The following is a 16,763-nucleotide window of genomic DNA, read 5'->3' on the forward strand; positions in this document are numbered from 1 at the left end:
AAATGTTTAAATATTAATTTTATTTCTATAGTGTATAAGTGTCAAGAACTATTTTGTATCTTGTTTGATTTATACTTGTATTGTTGATTATATCTTATAATCAACAATATTTCATGCATCAAACTTGTCAGGGTATCATGGCACAAACCGACGAATATTACCATAAACCCGATAAAATCCACCACGCGCCGCTTCTCGAATTTCATCTACTATAAATAATGCTTCTTCTTCACGCAAATTTCGCGGAAATTGAACATTCCATTCAGGATTATATTCTTCTAATAATACTCGTACTCGTAATTTGCCTTTAATATTTAGACATTTTACAATTACGCCTTGAGTTGGATCAGATGTCGTTTCTAACTCTTTAGTTTTGGAAACTGCAATTGGTTTTGGTGCCTTAATGCTTTTGCTTTTAGGAATTATACCAGTTTCAGCGGCTTTAATCGCTTCAGCACTCGCGTCAATACAAGCTAAACTTCCATTAGTTGTTACTATATAAACTCGTTCATTCAGATATTGCATCGAATAGGCAGAACCACAACTAGTACCTAATTTCCACAATCTATCTCCAGCTTTATTAAAACAATATATTGATGAATAACAATCACCTGCAAATACATATTCTCCATCTTCTGATGCAGCGCAAGAATATACAGCGGCATCACATGAATATATTTGTTCAACTTTTCCAGTTTTTTTAGTTAAAGCATATACTTTTTTAGTTCCTGTGCCTGCATAAACTGCCAATTTTTCTTGCCAGCCAAACAGAACCTGCTTTGCATCTTTAGTATGCCAAAACATTTTTCCTGATTCAGAATAACTAGTTACGCCGCCACTATGCCCATGATAAACTCTGTCATCATCACAACGAACCATCCAGCCACTACTGCCTTGACTTTTTTTCTGCCACAAAGTTTCATCTTCATGATTAGCAGTCATGATAGTGCCACCTGCATCAGCAACACCAAGCAAACCGTTATGAATATCAAGCCAATAAATATCAACATTTTCAGATATTTGATATGCGACACGCGGTAATTTACCAGTCAGATCATATACACAACCATCATCACAACCAGCATAAACCCAAAGCGTATCAGCAACAATACATTTCACTCCATCCGGCAAACGATATTGATTTATAACTTCAGCTTCGTGATTTAATACAAACACACTACCATCTTGATTACCAATCCAACAATAATCCTCATTAATAAATATGCCAAAGGCAGAAGCACCAGAATTAAACTTCCATAAAACAGGAGCTGGTTTAGCTTTTGATTTTTGACTATTAATTTGTCGTCTAGTAATTGGACGTTTTTTACGCTCGCCCATTACCGCAGATTCATAGCCTTTTTTGCGTTTAGCCTTAATTTGTTTCTGAGCTTCAGCATTTGCTTTTTCTTGAGTAGGATAATTTTTAGTACTAGCTCGTCCATCAGTACCAATTCTACCATAACGAATAGTTACATCATTACCATTGATGGTGACTTCATAGAACTTATGTGAGACTCCATCATCTTCTGACAATTCTAAATAAATTTTTTCGTTTGACATATATAGTGTTGTATAAACCTGACAGGTTTGTTAGTTTAAGTTAATTTTTCCGTCGTATGCGACTAGACATTCCAAACCAAAGCCCCAAAATACCTATAAATAAAACTACATGGATTGCATATAAGCAGGGATGTAATTTAAGGGGTTTTATCCTTGTAGTTAATTGTACTATGATTTATTCTGCAAGTTCATAATAATTACGTTCTATTTTAACATATTCACAGAGTCTCATCTCTGTGCTTGTATCACACATCAATGTTACATTATAGTACAACGAATTAAGAAATAAACGAAACGATACGAAGTCAGCGAAGCTAAGTAATTAGTTTGTTTCTTAATTCGTTGTACTTATATATGTGAGTATGTTAAAATATTTATGCATATCTACTTATATGCTTTTTTTTATTTTTAAAGGAGAAACTTTGTTGAAAAGGTATAATTTTATTAAGACTATGGTCTTATTCGCTACATTAAGTGGCAATGCTTTGGCTGATTTGAATGATGGGCTGGTTGCGTACTATCCTTTTAATGGCGATGCGAAGGATGCTTCGGGGAATGAAAATGATGGAACGGTTAATGGCGCGACACTGACTGAGGATCGGTTTGGAAAGAAAGAAAGAAAGTGCTTATAGTTTTGATAAATACAAGGAACTTATTAAACTCCCACATACTATATTAGATGGTTTAACTGAATTCACCTTTTCTATTCATTTAAAATTGTTTGATAATTCAAAAGCAATGGGTATTTTGTCTGGAGCAAATTCAAATAGTGATAATGAAGCATTATTGTTTTTTGATGAATTAACCTTGAGTCCACACATTAAAGGACCTAGACTTGAGACATCAGCAACAATAAATTCAAATAAATGGACTCATATTGCTTGGGTTCATTCTGGAAGTAGTGGTAAGACAATAATTTATGTTAATGGTATTCCTGGAAAAGCTGTTGTTACAAACAAACTTGGAGCCGTTAAAATTTCTCCTAATGGATTGTGGCTTGGAAATGATCAAGATAGTGTTGGCGGAAGCTGGGATGCCAGTCAACAATTTTTAGGAATCATGGATGATATTAGTTTCTACAATCGCATTCTTTCCGAATCAGAAATCCAACAACTTTATAAACCCATAGAAGATGAAAAGCCACCAGTAGAAATTTCTTCAAAAGCGACTTACTATTCAAAAAATAAAACATTATATTTAGAAAGTATATTGGTTCCGTTTATAGACGAATTTTCAGGTGAAGAAACTGATATAAAAGGAATATTTGACGCTCAATTAAAAGAAAAAAATAGATTTGAATTTGAATTAATTGTTTCAAGTATAACTTTCAATGAAATGTTTGAAGCAGAACAAACTAGCGGCTATATATTATATAATCATAAAAAAAGATCAGTCAAGATACCTTGCTTTAAAGTTATGACCATTGCCAACTTTGGTAATGGGATTGAAGGTAAGCCTATATATTATAAGAATGTACTTCTGAAACAGCGGCATGTTGCTGATCTTATATTTTATGCTGAAGATATGACTAAAGTTGATAGTTGTAATTAATATGTATAAACCTGACAGGTTTTAAAAACCTGTCAGGTTTGTTGTTTGAGTTAATTTTTCCGTCGTCTGCGACTAGACATTCCAAACCAAAGCCACAAAAAACCTATAAATAAAACTACATGGATTGCATATAAGCAGGGATGGTGCGACATGTTTATATGCAATCCATGTAGTTAGTGACTCAGGCATAAACCGACGAATATTTTTGCCTTTAATATTTTTCTATAGTATATTACTAGAAAGAATTATTTTCTATTGTTGTTATATTATGAATATAAGATTAAATCAAGAATATGTAAATTTTATTTGCAATAAAACCAAGATAAAATGGGAGATAAATTATTTGCTGCTATATTAAAGAAATTTCAAGAATATAAATCAAATATGCCGCTGATTGATGTCTTAAACAAATTAGAAAAATTTGAAGATGATATAATAGAAGCGATAAATTTATCAATAACTACCTATTTGAAAATGAAAAAAATATATATTCAAATGTTAAATGCTACTGGTGTTTGCTGATGGCAAATTCAAGTTTTATACTGAACTTGAGAATAAACTTATTCAATAATAATATATTTTGAAGCAGCTATCATGGTATAAACCGACGAATATTACTAAACATCTGTTAAAATTTCTGCAAATGGCTTATTTAAAAAGTCTAAAATAAATTGATATTCTTGTTTTGCTATAATCGCAAATACAATTGTTTCTGAAACATTCATATATTCATGAACAATTGTATTTCTAAAACCAATGGTTTTTTGCCATTTTTCAATATCATTAATTATATCAAGTTGCCCTAACAATTCAAATACATCATAAGCTGAAACTGGGAGCTTCATCTAAAATATCTTGATGCAAACGGCACATTTTTTCCGTTTCAGCTTGACCAAATTCGCTTATAAAATAAATTTAATTCTAATAAGCCATCGCCTTTTAGGATAATGATGCGCTTTGTAAGTCAACTATATCTATTTTGTCAAGATTAATGAATCCACCACGCGCTGCTTCTCTATTTCCGATTTTCCATAGCCATATGACTAATTTCTTCAATACTTTTATCAATCCATAATTTTTCTTGCCATTTTGTATAATCAAATGGTTCTCTAAGTATCAAACTAATGAAACGCTCAACTTTAACCTCTCCTAAAGAAGTAAACTGAGCTTCAATACCTTGTAATTTTATTTCATTATCTGTTATCGCTGTGATCATTTCTCTAACACCTTAATGTAATCAATAGGACCTAATGCTCTAATTATGTTACTTCTTTTAATACCAGAAAGTAATTTATCATCTGCTTTGCCTTCTATAGCTGATGCAACATGTAATGCATCTTTAGTTTTGATACCAAAGCTTAATAATTTTTTTGCATTAGCTAAAACATTTGGAGTTTCAATTACATCAATAATTGCCAAATTTCTCCATTTTGCAATAGCTCTCCTTCTTTCGGAGTGTGGATTCTTAGAATTTTCAAAATCCAAAATATAAGACCAAACTAATTCTAAAATATTATTTTTTATTTGATCTTGAATATAGAGTTTTGCTTCTGTTTCAAGTCTTATGCGAATTTGACTTTGATTATCAAAGGGTCTATTAAACATGCAATTATCAAGATATATTCTCATAACTATCCATAAACAAATAGTATAAACCTGACAGGTTTTAAAAACCTGTCAGGTTTGTTAGTTTAAGTTAATTTTTCCGTCGTCTGCGACTAGACATTCCAAACCAAAGCCCCAAAAAACCTATCAATATTGGCATTAATCCAATATTAAAAAACATCATTTGAGTTTCTAAGCGTTCTATGTCTTTTTGTAGTGCATGTTGTACATTACGCAGTTCTTTTCTGATTTTTATCTTTTGTTGACGGAAGCGTTCTATTTCTTGTTGTTGTTGAATATTTAACATTAGTTCGTTGCCGCCTTGTTTATCGCTTTGCAAGCTATTCAGTTTTTGTTCTGCTTGTTCTAATCTTGCTTGCAATTGTTTTTCTTTTTCACGGAAACGAATTTCTGCATATTGTTGAATTTGTGCTACTTTAATAAATGGACGAGTAGAGCTTCCACGATTGCGTACACTGATTAAGTCTGTGCTGCCGCTTAGATTATCTAAGGCATTAGAAACAAAAGTTGCATTGGCTGCATGAGGCATTGCTAATCTTTGCCCAAATAAATTTTGCACTCTTACCCAGAATTTATCTTCTAATAAATCTGTATCAGCTACTACAATCACGTTAATCTCTGCTTCTTTTACAGAATCCTTATTATCAGGAAATGCAGTTTTAGCTTTACCAATTACTCGTGCCGCTAAAGTAAATTTACCTTCTTGTTTGAAATCTCGCGCTAAATCTTCTGGTTGAGAAAACATACCTAGTTTTTTAACATCTATCTTCATAGCTATATTACTAGTTTCGATTAACGGTATAATTTTAGTTGCAACATCACCTTTTTTAACAATAGCTCCCGGTGTAGCAAGTATCATATTATCAAGTTTCGCGGTGATAATATCGCTTTGATTAAAATTATGTTTAGCATTTAAATCCATCCATACCGGGTATGTTACCACTATCGCACTATTACCCTTTTGCATTTGCACTTTCTTAGCAGCGCGAAGATCACCTATGACTTTTTCGGCTACTATTTCAATTCCCCAAGCATCAAATAACTTGTTTAAATCAGAATTACGTGAAGCCTGCATAGCCGCTAAAGGATTTTTAGGATCAGTTGGTGGCTTATAAGCTTCAGAATAAGGATCAGCAAATACAATTGCCTTACCACCTTTCAGCACAAATTGATCAATCGCATATAAAGTATCATCACTTAAATCTTTAGGATGCACTAACATTAAGACATCAACATCTTCATCAATCTCAGTTTTAAGTTTTCTAATTTCAAATAATTGACTTAAATGATCAACAATCATCCAAGAAGAATCTCTATCAGCTTGAATTGGCAAACTACTCATTAAACCTACTACAGTTTTCTTAGTATTATTGAGTTGATAAATCAGCTGAGTTAAATCATATTCTAAAAATTCTTCACGATTTGGAGAGAAAAATGCAATGACTTTTTCATCATCAGTTGAATTAGTGGCAGCTAAACCAAAATAAAATTTAGTATTGCTATTATCTACAGGCACACCTTGTATTCCATAGCCTTCTGCACTATCCTCAGCTTCAGAAAAAGGTTCAGGATCAATTATATGTAAATTGATATTATTTCCTGCTAAGCGTTGATATTCTTCTAATAGTTCTCGCACTCGCAAAGTATAATGACTGATAGCCGGCAAACCGCTAGCAAGCTTTTTAGACAGATAAAAACGTAAAGTGATAGGTTCTTCTAAACTAGCTAAAATATTCTTAGTACCTTGTGACAAAGTATAAAGTTTATTATCGGTTAAATCTAAGCGAGCCGATGTTAAAGTAGTATTACTGATAATATTGACAGCTAATAATAATGCAATTGCCATCAAGAAGCCGCTAGTAGTAAGTATTTTTTTATTCATAATATTAATCAGCCTTTTTCATTTCAATTAAAATAGCAGTACAAAACAACCAAAACACTATTAAAGATAAGAAATAAATAATATCTCGTAAATCAATTACACCTTTAATAATAGAATAAAAATGAGTCAAAAAGCTAAATGAACTGATAGTTTCGACTATTATTTGAGGTGCCCAACTAAAGAAATCTAATACCATTGGAAAGCCGCTGAGAATAAAAACTAAACAAACTACTACTGTAATCACAAAGGCAATAACTTGATTTTTAGTAAGCGCGGAGATACTGGAACCAATAGCCAAAAAAGCACCAGCCATCAACAAACTACCTAAATAACCAGCAGCAATAACAGCATTATCAGGTTCACCTAAATAATTAACCGTAATCCACATTGGAAATGTAAGAAATAACGCAATAGCGGTAAATGCCCAAGCGGCTAAAAACTTGCTTACAACTGCCTCACCAATCGTAACAGGCAAAGTTAATAACAATTCTATACTACCGCTTTTACGTTCCTCAGCCCATAAACGCATAGTTAAAGCAGGAATCAGAAATAAATATAACCAAGGATGAAAAGTAAAGAAAGTAGATAAATCAGCTTGCCCTAAAGCAAAGAAATTGCCCAAATAAAAAGTAAAAATACCACTTAAAAACAAGAAAATAACGATAAAAACATAAGCAATTGGAGTAGCGAAATAACTACTCAATTCTCGTTTAAATAAAACTGAAATTTGACTAAAACGCATTAAATTAACCCTTAAACTCCTGTTGTAATTGTTCTAAAGACATCATCTAAACGCCCTTTATTGACAAACATTTCCTCAACTTCCCAGTTTTGTTGATGAATATGTTGACTAATTTCAGCAATGATAGAACGATTCGCTTCAGGAAAAACTTGATAAGTTAATAAGCCGCTATCAGCGGCACTCAAAGCTTCTAATTTATAGACACCAGAAACTGCTAATAAGGATTTACGTAACTCACTAGCCTGATCAGCGGCTGCTCTGACACTAATAGTAATAGAATTATGATTATCAGACTTAGCTTCTAACTCAGTTGGCGTACCATCAGCGACAATTTTGCCATTAGCAATAATGATAGCGCGATTACAAACCGCATGAACTTCCTCAAGAATATGAGTAGAAAGAATAATAACTTTCTCTTTAGCCATATTTTGGATAAGGTTACGAACCTCATGTTTTTGATTAGGATCCAATCCATCAGTAGGTTCATCTAAAATCAACACATCAGGATCATGTAAAATAGCCTGCGCCAAACCAACGCGGCGTTTAAAACCTTTAGAAAGAGTATCAATAGACTGATAAACTACTTTATCTAAATTAATTCTTTGAATAGTATCATCAATTCTACGAGACTTATCTCGACCTTTAAAACCGCGAATCTGCGCGATAAAGTCTAAAAAAGCCATTGTAGTCATATCAGGATAAGCTGGTGCGCCTTCAGGCAAATAACCCAAGCGTTGCTTAACTTTAATAGGATCATTAACAATATCATCACCATCAATAGAGACACTACCACTAGTAGGAGTTAAAAACCCAGTAATCATCTTCATAGTAGTGGATTTACCGGCACCATTAGGTCCCAAAAACCCTAAAACTTCACCCTGATTCACCTGAAAGCTTATATCATCCACAGCCATCAAGGAACCAAATTCCTTATATAAATTTTTAATATTAACCATATATTATAATTAATGTGATTATTGAAAGTATATTATATAGGAATTTTATTGGTGGGTTCAAATACTTCTTCCTCTATAATCTAATTTTTTTTCGCTATTTCTACTAGAATTAGTACAACTAATACACCTAATACCAGTAATCTTATGTTATCATTCAAATAATTATTCACAATAAATACCTAAAAACCATGCAATATCCCTTAACTGAAAAAATAGGCGAACCAGAATTATTAGTTGGGCGAGAAAAGGAATTTAAACACTTCGGCAAATGGATAAAAAACATACCCAAAAGACTATCCAAATCCAGAGTAATCATAGCCAGAAGGAAAAGCGGCAAAACTAGCTTTGTACAACGAATTTTCAACCAATTATGGACAGAAAATAAAGAAGTGATACCATTTTATTTTGACTTTGGTGAGAGTAAAATGTGGTATCCAAATTTAGCGATTGATTATTATCGTGCTTTTGCTTCACAATATATTTCTTTTATTACTCGAAACCCAGAATTGGTAATACATCATTTATCTTTGAAGCAAATAAGAGAATTTGGTATAAATAAATCAATTACACCTATAGTTGATGATGTCAATTTTATAATTGAAAATAGAGAAGTTGAAGGTAGTCATGAATTAATGTGGAAAACTGCTTGTACTGCACCACATCGTTATGCTTCAGTTCTTAATACTAAATTTTTAGTGATTTTAGATGAATTTCAAAATATTACTAAATATATCTATCGAGATGAAAAATGCAAAGAAGAAGCTGATGAAACTCTAGCCGGCAGTTATCATTCTCTTGCCGAATCAAAAGTTGCTCCAATGTTGGTAACTGGTTCCTATGCTGGCTGGCTATTAAAAGTCATTAGTAAATATTTAGAAGCTGGAAGACTAAGTCAAATCCGTTTTTCTCCTTATTTAACTGAAGATGAAGGTTTAGAAGCAGTTTATAAATATGCTTCATTTTATGAAGAACCGATTACTAATGACACTGCTATGCAAATTAATAAATTGTGTATGGCTGATCCATTTTTTATATCTTGTGTAATTCTCAGCGATTACGAAGAAAAAGATTTAACTACTGCTGAAGGGGTAGCAGATACTGTTGATTATGAACTTTCAGAAGAAAATGCTGAAATGTACTTAACTTGGGGAGAATATATTCATCATACTGTAAATGAAGTAAATGATCAAAATGCAAAAAATATTTTATTGTTTTTGAGTAAACATAATGATAAATATCTTACACCCAAAGATTTGAAAGAAAAATTAGGCTTAAATTTAGAAATTAATGAAATTCATAAGCAATTAATTGTTTTAAAAGAAGCTGATTTGATTCATAGGGCTGTTTCTAACATTCATTTTAGAGGCTTGCAAGATGGTACGCTAAATTTAATTTTACGTAAGAGTTTTGAAGAAGAAATCAAAGGATTTCCATCTAATTTTAAACAAGAATTTGCTGATCAAATTGCTGAATTAAAGAAGGAAAATAAACAACTACAAGGCAAGCTCAATTATTTCTCTGGTAAAATGGCTGAAAATATGTTAGCCACTGCTTTAAGAAATAAAAAACGTTTTAGTCTATCTAAATTTTTTAAGAATGTTAAAGATAATACCGCTTTAAATATTCAAAAAGTTAAGGAAAGAGTTCACATTCAGCGTGAAGATGGCAAAAATATGGAACTTGATATTGTTGCCGAATCTTCATGTGGTAGAATGGTTTTAGTTGAAGTGAAAAAAACTAAGACCAAAATGGGTTTAAATAAGATTGAAGATTTTCAAGATAAAGTTGAGGTTTATAAAACTCTTTTTCCTGATGCTATTGTTTTAGCAGCTTATTTATCTTTGGGTGGTTTTACTGATGAGGCTGGTGATTTTTGTTTGCAACATGGAATTGGAGTGGCTGAGATAATTCAAGAATTGTAGTTAGTGAAGTAAACCTGACAGGTTTGTTCAACTAATTATTTAGGCAAAGCAAACAATCTTTGTTCTGTTCCATCAGGATAAGTAATCATAACATCATTGCTATCTGGGATTTCTGTTACTTTATAATCTAAACGCCCTTTAATTTTTTGACCATCAATTTCAAATTTTCCTAGAGTTCTTTTGTTTCATCCATAACTAATTGACACTCAGTGTCACTACCATCACAGGCACCTTCCCAATGACTAAACTCATAACATTCTGAATTTGGTATAGCTGTAATAGTTACACTATTACCAATAGTATATTATTTTTTGTCAGGTGTTGGTGTTTGTGTTGGTGTGGGTGGTAATGGATTAACTGTAATACTAAGACTTTGTTCATCACTGAGATTTGAATTATTTAGATTCTAAAAACCGTTCAATCACAATATCATTAAGTAATCATATCAGTTATTGTTTTTGTCGGAATAAAAAGCGTGAGAGATTGGGCTGTTAATTCATGAAAACCGTATTGAAAGTAAAATTTTTTTACTCTCTCATGTTTAGCATCAACTACCAAACCAAATATACCAATTTCTTTAGAAATATTGACACAACGTTTAAAAGCATCCATAACAAGCCATTCCCCTAATCCTTTTCCCTGCACAGTTTTATCAACTGCAAGCCTGTTTCTAGTACCCACTCACAATTTACGCATAGCCATTTTCGCCTTTTCAGTTGGTTCGGGTGGGTTGTCGAGCAGTGCTATAAAACGATCACGCTCCTCATTGGATAGTTTCAAGTTTTCATGTTCTAAAATTACTTGTTTGGCATTATCATAAGCAAGATTAATAAGGTAAGCATTAACTGACATCATATTTAATTGCGCGGCTCGAACAATAACTTCTTTAAAGTCTGGATTCATTTTTAGGTTAATGCTTGCCTGCTGGTTATAAGATATTGTACTCATAGTTTATTTCCATGTTAAAAATTTAATATATATGTCAAGTTTAAACTACCTATTCAGATTCTAAAAACCCTTCTACCACTAAAAACAAATCAGTTCTATCAATCCAGCCTTGTTTCTCTGGATCAAAAAAATCTCCAAGTGCATTGCCCATTTCAGCTTCATCTACTTTTCCATCTGCTCCTGCTATTAAATCAACCATATTTAATTTTCCTTTTTTAATCACTATACGTAATGTTTTTACTTTGCCAGTAGCATCTTCTAGTTTAATTATATCTTCACTTTGCTTTTCTAAGGCAGTAAAAGTTACGCGATCACCTTCTCCTTTAACTGTCCAACTATAAGGAGGAGTGCCCAGATACATTAGCCGCTGTATAAGTTAATTTGCCTTTATTTTCTTTAACATCTCCACTTTTAGCTGTTACTGTATATTTACCATAGCCGCCACTAATATTTAATTCGGCTTCTTGATTGCGTTTTAAAAATAACTCTAGTGGCGTTATTGCTAGTATTGATTGAACAGTAACACTAATATTAGTATTCTGGTTTTCTTTATCTTTAATAGTTAAATTATAATCACCTGCTATTGATGGTGCTGTATAGTAAAAATTACCATCATCTTCAATGTGTGTGCCAGAACTAGCTGAAATAGTATAAGGTTTGCCTCCACCAGTAATGTAAAACTGTTGCTCTTCATCAGGATTTAAAATTAATTCAGTAGGTGAAGCAATTAAATCACCACCAACATTAATGACTGCTCTTTTTACATCTCCTTGTTGATCAACTACACTGATTTCATAAACACCTTTAGCTTCTGAAGCAGTGTAAGTTACCTCTGTGCCTTGTGTTTTATCCAGTTTACCTGCTGTTACTTGCCATGTATAAGGTGCTAAACCACTAGCAATTGTAAATACTTGAGTAGTCTGAACATCTAAATCAATCCTTGACTAATTTTGACATTTAGCGTCACTTTAGTTTGATCTTGATCAGTTACAGTGATAGTATCATTATTAGCCTTACGTGCTGCTATATAATTCCAACGCCCAGAATTACCATTAACGCGCCCTTTTTCAGCGGTTACTGTATAAGGAGCTACACCGCCACTAATATTAAAGTTATTAGAACTTCCAGCTCTTAAACTCAAACTTTCTGGTGAAGTTTCTAAAGCTAAAGCTGAATTAACAAATACAGCCACTTGAGATTGTAAATCATCACTACTTTTCCATTTAGCGGCTTGAGTTTTATCTTGCTTAGATAAATCAGCTAACCAAACTTGCAATGAAAGAGCTTGTTGTGCGCCAATAGGTAATTCACGATTGCCACTATTGCCAGCAACTGAAAAACTTATGTTTTTTCCGGGTTTAACCGAAACTTGATTAGGGGTAATACTGAGACTATTAGCAGATAAGGAATAAATGGTGGAAAACACCAATAAGAAAGAGAGGAGATATTTTTTCATAGATAGATATTTTAGACCTGACAGGTTTTAAAAACCTGTCAGGTCTTTTTTCCTTATTTAACTAAAACACTATAAGGCTGTGTAGCATTAAACAATAAACCCTTTAACACATCAGTTCCAACAGCCGCATATCCAACATAAAACACCATTTGATGACCACTATATTCTGATAATGGACCATTATATACATCCTTTACAACAACTTCAACTTTTTCACCAGCTGCGGCGGTTTTATAAACCGGAAATTCCTGACTTAGATCAGAACGCACCAACTTTTGCTGAGTTGAGGTTTTAAACAATATTACAGGTTGTTCTTCTAAGCCAACCCATAATATAGCAGCATAAACTTTATACTGTTGACCATCATTAGGCATTTCTAAGCTGAAACTAGCTTCTATATTAGAAGCAGCATCTACTAAAATTTCTTTTTCATGACGCTCAATACCATCAACAATAATATTGCTATTAATTGAACCCATGTCATTTCTTGGTTTGCCAGATGGTAAATCAATTACATCAGCTTTAACAATTACCTTGACTTGCCCTTGTACATCGCGCCCATCTCTTACCGTAATATTATAACTTCCGGGTTGATCAGGTGCTATATAAGCAACTCGTGTTCCTTTGGTGCTGGATAAAGTTCCTGCTTCTGCATTCCAAGCATAGGGTGAGGTGCCGCCAGCAACAGTTATATTTAGAATCTCATTGCGAGATAAAAATGCGCGTTCTGGTGTTAAACCTAAGTTATTATGAATTATATCTACTATTGCTAAACCTGTATCACCAGCAGCATCTGTAACTATCACTTCATGGCGACCAACCTTGGTAAATTTACCAGTCCAAATACGTCCAATTTTACCATCTGACCAAGTATAAGGCTCAGTTCCTCTAGCAGCAGATATTTTTACAGTTTCACCAATTGCTACCACAGTTTTAATAGGTGTAATAATTAAATTACCTATAACTTGTATTCTAATTTTAGCGGCTTGTGATAGCGCATCTGTTACTGTGACTTCGCAAACACCATTACGTTGAGGTGCAGTATATCCAACTAAAGTACCAGAAGTTTTAGTTAAATCACCACATTCTGCAACCCAAGTAAAAGGTGCTTGACCACCTGCAATTTGTAATTGAGCACTTTCTCCAATAGCTAAGAGTTTTTCTGTTGGTGAAGCACTCAAACCTTTTATAACTCGTATTAATGGAGTTACTGATTTATCTTGGGCATCTTTACAAGTTACAGTAAATTCACCTTCTTGAGCTGGTGGTTGATAATTGACTTCGGCACCTTCAGGTGGATTAATGGTTCCAGCTTCTACTTCCCAACGGAAAGGTTCAGCACCACCCATTGCACGAAATGTGATTGGACTTTTATCACCTAAAATCATTGTAGTTAAATGAGGGCTACAAGCTAGTTCATTAATCACTTTAACTGGTACTTCAGTTTCATTGCCTTTATTATCAGTAACTGTGATTGTTTGTTCTCCAGATGCTTTTGGAGCAATATAAGTTACTGTTTTACCTTGAGTTGAACTTAAAGTGCCAGCAGTTACTGTCCAATTATAATTAGGTACTCCACCTTTCACTGTTAGACGAATGTCTTCTCCTAAAGATAATATTAATGGATTTTCCACTGTACCTGATGGTGTAACTGTTGGTTTGGTATCAGGAACTATATTAATTTGAGCTGATAGTTCGCCTGCAATTGCATCTTTCACTGTTAATGTAACGGTACCGGGATTCTCAGGTGCAGTAAAATTATAGTTTGCTATCCCATTAGCATCAGGGCTGATTGATTGAGAAAAACCAAGGCTGGTTGTTACTAAATATGGTGGTTTACCGCCTGTAATAGCAAATGCTTGTATTTTCTTAATTTTTAAATTAGGAACATATTGTGGAGATAAACTGAGCTGTGAATAAACTTCAATAGTAACTTGATCAGTTTGACCACTCTGATCTGTTAAAGTTACTTGATAGTTTCCGAGAACATTAGCAGAAAAATCTACCATCTCACCAGTAGTTGCAGTTAGTTGTCCACCTGTATTTGACCAACTATATGGCTGTACTCCACCCTTAGCACGTAATCTAGGTTTTCCGTCTGTATAAATTGGAATAATTTCTTCTGTTGGAATAATATTGAGTTCATCTGTTATACATTCAGCAATGATATTTTTATCTTCTGTCATAGTAATGCTGATATTTGGATTAGAACCACTAGCATCACCTCTCCATTCAACAAAATTAAAGTCTTGATTTGCTACCGCGCTTAATTCAACTGTGCTGCCACAATTATAAAGTTGATTATGAGGATTAAGGATAACTTGACAATTTCTGACATCTACTGTTAAGCTGAAAGTTTCAGGTTCAAACTCTGCCATAACTGAGGTATTTTCTTTTAATGTAATTTCGCAAGTTGGCATATTACCGCTACATGCACCGTGCCATTGTTTGAATTTATTACAATTTTTAGGTTCAGCAGTCAATATAACTTCTTGATCATAAAAATACTTGTCAGATTCAGGTGAAACTGATACAGAACCATTGCCATTAGGAGTAACTAACAATGTTACCTCTGTTGGTTCAAAAATAGCCTTAATCTCTTTATTACTATTCATTGTGACAGAAAAAGGATTACTACTGCCACTAATATCGCCATCCCATCGCGCAAATTCATAACCTTCATCGGGTGTAGCAGTTAATTTAACTTCTTCATCACAAGCATAACTTGATTTAGCTGGATCAGAAATTATTTTACCTTTTCCAGCTGGAATTAGTTTTAAACTAAAATCACCCTTAACAAAATTGGCTGAAATGGTTTTATTATTATCCATTATAAGTGTGCAATTAGAATCATTGCCGCTACAATCACCACCGCTCCAGCCTGTAAAGCTATAACAATGTTCTGGTTGGGCTGTTAAAGTAACTTCTTCATCTTTTTCAAATACTCTTTTACTTGGTGAAATAATACCTCCATTTAAAGACGGATCAATAGTGATTTTACAACACTCAATTTTTTCAAAAACAGCAGTTACTGTTTTATCTTTATCCATAGTAATAGTGATTGGGTTTTCATCACCGCTATCAATTTCATCTATTTCCCAACGTACAAAGTTATAACCTTCATCAGCTCTTGCTTCTAATGTAACTTCAGTATCACATTCATAAGGTTCAGCGGGTGATCTTACTATTCTACCTTCACCTATGACATTAGTTGTTAATGTGCAAATAGGTGGTGGAATAATAATAATTGGTGGTGGATCAATTAGTTTAAGCCCTTTTGGTGGAGTAGCGCGTTTGAATAAATTATCTCCCCAACATTCAACACTATTATCGGTTTTTTTGGCACAACTATGATCTGAACCAACACTGATTTCCTTAAACGTTCCAATTGGTGGTGTTTTTTTACCAGTTTTACCCCAACAAACTATACTGTTATCAGTTGTTCTAATTGCGCACGCATGATTTTGACCAACACTTAATTTGGAAAATTCACCACTTGGTGCTGAAGTTTGATCTTCATCATTTTTACCCCAACAATCTAATGTTCCATCAGTTTTTATACCACAAGTAAATTGATAACCTGCTCTTACTAGAGAAAATGTGCCGCTTGGAGGAATTGTTTCACGATTAGTATTTTCTCCCCAACACTGAATAGTATTAGTAGTAGTTACACCACAACTATGGTTATAACCAGCACTTACTTGTGAAAACTTACCGTTAGGAGGATTCATTTTTCCTGTTGTTAGTATATCATTACCCCAACAAATAACAGTATTATCAAATTTGATCGTACAACTATGAACATTGCCGCTACTTATTTCTAAAAATTTACCTGTTTGCGCAGTTGCTTGTCCAAAATCATCTCTACCCCAACAAGTCATTATTCCATCATTTTTAAGGGCACAACTATGATATTTACCTACACTAACTTTGGCAAAATTATTGTCACTAGGTGAGGCACTTTGACCAAAATCATTTTTACCCCAGCAACTTATAGTCTGATCATCTTTTACAGCACAATTATGCTGCTCGCTGCTACTTAATATTTCTGCTGAAGTATTTGTTGTTACCAACAGTGCAAAAATTGCACTTAGATAGCATTTAAAGTCTAGTTTCATCC

17 protein-coding genes are annotated in these 16,763 nt (G+C 33.4%); 4 read left to right on the top strand and 13 right to left on the bottom strand.

All coding sequences use genetic code 11. From position 1 onward, the window contains the following. Positions 1-135: 135 nt before the first annotated feature. Positions 136-1,560: a WGR domain-containing protein gene (locus BHU68_RS01865; RefSeq protein ID WP_069469747.1), complete on the bottom strand. Its 1,425-nt coding sequence runs from the start codon at positions 1,558-1,560 to the stop codon at positions 136-138. A gap of 422 nt (positions 1,561-1,982) precedes the next feature. Here BHU68_RS01865 and BHU68_RS01870 point away from each other — a divergent pair, with 422 nt between their 5' ends. The 3 genes from BHU68_RS01870 (at position 1,983) to BHU68_RS01880 (ending at position 3,633) form a co-directional block, all read left to right on the top strand. Continuing rightward, positions 1,983-2,192: a hypothetical protein gene (locus tag BHU68_RS01870; RefSeq protein ID WP_141700066.1), complete on the top strand. Its 210-nt coding sequence runs from the start codon at positions 1,983-1,985 to the stop codon at positions 2,190-2,192. Continuing rightward, the gene (locus tag BHU68_RS01875; protein WP_069469749.1) at positions 2,164-3,111 is read left to right on the top strand and encodes a LamG-like jellyroll fold domain-containing protein; all 948 of its coding nucleotides are present in this window, start codon (positions 2,164-2,166) and stop codon (positions 3,109-3,111) included. Before BHU68_RS01870 ends, BHU68_RS01875 begins: the two co-directional genes overlap by 29 nt. Before the next feature lie 327 nt (positions 3,112-3,438). After that, on the top strand, positions 3,439-3,633 hold the full coding sequence (locus tag BHU68_RS01880; RefSeq protein WP_069469750.1) for a hypothetical protein: 195 nt from the start codon (positions 3,439-3,441) through the stop codon (positions 3,631-3,633). A 95-nt stretch (positions 3,634-3,728) separates the two neighbouring features. Here the strand turns inward: BHU68_RS01880 and BHU68_RS01885 are convergent, their stop codons facing one another. From BHU68_RS01885 to BHU68_RS01910, 6 genes are all read right to left on the bottom strand, one after another. After that, positions 3,729-3,956 carry a HepT-like ribonuclease domain-containing protein gene (locus BHU68_RS01885; protein WP_069469751.1) on the bottom strand — a complete coding sequence of 76 codons (228 nt, stop codon included), beginning with the start codon at positions 3,954-3,956 and terminating at the stop codon, positions 3,729-3,731. A gap of 170 nt (positions 3,957-4,126) precedes the next feature. Continuing rightward, the gene (locus tag BHU68_RS01890) at positions 4,127-4,327 is read right to left on the bottom strand and encodes a hypothetical protein (protein ID WP_069469752.1); all 201 of its coding nucleotides are present in this window, start codon (positions 4,325-4,327) and stop codon (positions 4,127-4,129) included. Next, the gene (locus BHU68_RS01895) at positions 4,324-4,716 is read right to left on the bottom strand and encodes a PIN domain protein (protein WP_253180970.1); all 393 of its coding nucleotides are present in this window, start codon (positions 4,714-4,716) and stop codon (positions 4,324-4,326) included. The genes BHU68_RS01890 and BHU68_RS01895 overlap by 4 nt, the downstream gene beginning before the upstream one ends. A 91-nt stretch (positions 4,717-4,807) precedes the next feature. Beyond that, complete coding sequence (locus BHU68_RS01900; protein WP_069469754.1) at positions 4,808-6,619, bottom strand: Gldg family protein; 1,812 nt, start codon at positions 6,617-6,619, stop codon at positions 4,808-4,810. A 4-nt stretch (positions 6,620-6,623) separates the two neighbouring features. Continuing rightward, positions 6,624-7,361: an ABC transporter permease gene (locus tag BHU68_RS01905; protein WP_069469755.1), complete on the bottom strand. Its 738-nt coding sequence runs from the start codon at positions 7,359-7,361 to the stop codon at positions 6,624-6,626. Between the two features lie 11 nt (positions 7,362-7,372). Next, entirely contained in the window at positions 7,373-8,317 is a 945-nt protein-coding gene (locus BHU68_RS01910; RefSeq protein ID WP_069469756.1) for an ABC transporter ATP-binding protein, read from the bottom strand. A 188-nt stretch (positions 8,318-8,505) separates the two neighbouring features. Between BHU68_RS01910 and BHU68_RS01915 the strand changes: the two genes are divergently transcribed. After that, complete coding sequence (locus BHU68_RS01915) at positions 8,506-10,239, top strand: hypothetical protein (RefSeq protein WP_069469757.1); 1,734 nt, start codon at positions 8,506-8,508, stop codon at positions 10,237-10,239. Between the two features lie 169 nt (positions 10,240-10,408). On the opposite strand, the gene BHU68_RS18195 is transcribed toward BHU68_RS01915, so the two are convergent. From BHU68_RS18195 to BHU68_RS01940, 6 genes are all read right to left on the bottom strand, one after another. Continuing rightward, positions 10,409-10,537 carry an InlB B-repeat-containing protein gene (locus BHU68_RS18195; protein ID WP_445082161.1) on the bottom strand — a complete coding sequence of 43 codons (129 nt, stop codon included), beginning with the start codon at positions 10,535-10,537 and terminating at the stop codon, positions 10,409-10,411. A gap of 134 nt (positions 10,538-10,671) precedes the next feature. After that, the gene (locus tag BHU68_RS01920) at positions 10,672-10,920 is read right to left on the bottom strand and encodes a GNAT family N-acetyltransferase (protein ID WP_069469758.1); all 249 of its coding nucleotides are present in this window, start codon (positions 10,918-10,920) and stop codon (positions 10,672-10,674) included. Further along, the gene (locus tag BHU68_RS01925) at positions 10,921-11,187 is read right to left on the bottom strand and encodes a type II toxin-antitoxin system TacA family antitoxin (RefSeq protein ID WP_069469759.1); all 267 of its coding nucleotides are present in this window, start codon (positions 11,185-11,187) and stop codon (positions 10,921-10,923) included. It lies immediately after the preceding gene. Between the two features lie 49 nt (positions 11,188-11,236). Next, positions 11,237-11,548, bottom strand: coding sequence for a hypothetical protein (locus BHU68_RS01930; RefSeq protein ID WP_069469760.1), 312 nt, complete (start codon positions 11,546-11,548; stop codon positions 11,237-11,239). A 567-nt stretch (positions 11,549-12,115) separates the two neighbouring features. Further along, entirely contained in the window at positions 12,116-12,643 is a 528-nt protein-coding gene (locus BHU68_RS01935; RefSeq protein WP_141698887.1) for a hypothetical protein, read from the bottom strand. A gap of 53 nt (positions 12,644-12,696) precedes the next feature. Next, complete coding sequence (locus BHU68_RS01940) at positions 12,697-16,761, bottom strand: InlB B-repeat-containing protein (RefSeq protein WP_069469762.1); 4,065 nt, start codon at positions 16,759-16,761, stop codon at positions 12,697-12,699. Between the last annotated feature and the right edge of the window lie 2 nt (positions 16,762-16,763).

This window comes from Candidatus Marithrix sp. Canyon 246, assembly GCF_001723685.1.
GTDB lineage: Bacteria > Pseudomonadota > Gammaproteobacteria > Beggiatoales > Beggiatoaceae > Marithrix.